Raw genomic sequence first — 1,309 nt, 5'->3', positions numbered from 1 at the left:
GCCTGCTGGCGGAACAGGTTGATGATCGGCGTGCAGTTGAGCTTGAAATTGTTGCGCCCGATGTTCTGGGCCAGCCGCGCCAGGCGCTCGCTGAGGTCGTAATCGTTGAAGTAGAAGTTGATCTCGACCTGCTCGATGGCCTTGCCCTGCAGGATGCGGGCAAAACCTGAGAGGTCGAAAAACATGAATTTGTCAGGGAACGTGAAGTACTCGTGCAGCAGGCGGTAACCGAGGAACGAGCGCTCGGAGTAATCCACCAGGCCTTCGTCGCGGGCATAACCCACCGCTTTCAGGGCGTCGGCGGGCAGTGCGACTTCACGGCTGCGGCCTTCGTCCTGGAAGCTGAGTGTGGCCTTGGCGAGGTTGTTGAACAGCAGCTCGTAGAGCTGGTGCATCAGCGTTGCTTCGCCGTCGAGGAAGAAGCGCAGGCGGTCAAGCTCCATCTGGCCGAACAAGGCGTCGCCGGTGGCTTGCAGGCGGATGCGCAAGCGCGCCACCAGATCGGCGCTGTGGCCGTTGAAGGCCGAGCGTTCCATCTCGGTGAACGAGGCCTGCTGCACGGCAACCGGCCACAGCTCCACCGGGTAGCAGGTGCGGAACTTGCACACCACGCCTTCAACGGCATTGGCGTGCATCTCGGTGTGCCGCGCCACGCGGTAGGCTTCGGTGACCTTCTCCTGCTTGCCAAGGCTGAGCTCGGCGATCGACATCGACGGGGTAGGGCGCAGGTAGTGCGGGTACAGCACCTCAAGGAACGATTCGACAATCTCCGGGAACTCGTCATCGAGCTTTTTGTGCACCCGCGCCGAGAGGAACGAGAACGCCTCGATCAGGCGCTCGGTATGCGGGTCCTCACAGTTGTCGCCCTCGATCAGCAGCCGCGAGGCGATTTTCGGGTACTGCGCAGCAAACTCCTGGCCGAGGAAGCGCAGGTGCGACAGTTCCTTTTCGTAGTAGGGCAGCAGTTCGTCGAGCATCAGTTGAGGTTCTGCACTTTGTATTCCTGGGTGTTGACCTGCAGCACGGCGTCAAACGACACCTGGCGGCTGATGTCCTGCAGACGCAACACGGCGTCCACGCGGAAGGTCAACATGCGATGGCCGTTCTGCTGGGCCAGCAGCTGTACGCGCACCCGGCGAAAACGCCGGTCGCCGGTACTGATCGCGCGCTCCAGCTGTTGCTGGATCAGCCGCCGGTCGTGCGGGTCGAGCACGCTGCGGCTGATGAAGTCGGGCATGCCGTATTCAAGGATGGAGCCACCGAGCTGGCTGAAACCTTCGATCTGCTCGGCGACCAGGGACTGGCGGGT

At 62.2% G+C, this 1,309-nt stretch carries 2 protein-coding genes; both read right to left on the bottom strand.

From position 1 onward, the window contains the following. The coding region (tssF, locus tag BLX42_RS06575) for a type VI secretion system baseplate subunit TssF (RefSeq protein ID WP_161871420.1) at positions 1-977 on the bottom strand (977 nt) is incomplete at its 3' end. Further along, on the bottom strand, positions 977-1,309 hold a 333-nt coding region (gene tssE, locus BLX42_RS06570; protein ID WP_161871419.1), incomplete at its 5' end, for a type VI secretion system baseplate subunit TssE. The genes tssE and tssF, both read right to left, overlap by 1 nt.

It is taken from the genome of Pseudomonas sp. SG-MS2 (assembly GCF_009933855.1).
Lineage (GTDB): Bacteria > Pseudomonadota > Gammaproteobacteria > Pseudomonadales > Pseudomonadaceae > Aquipseudomonas > Aquipseudomonas putida_E.
This window is presented reverse-complemented; position numbering and strand designations above follow the sequence as displayed.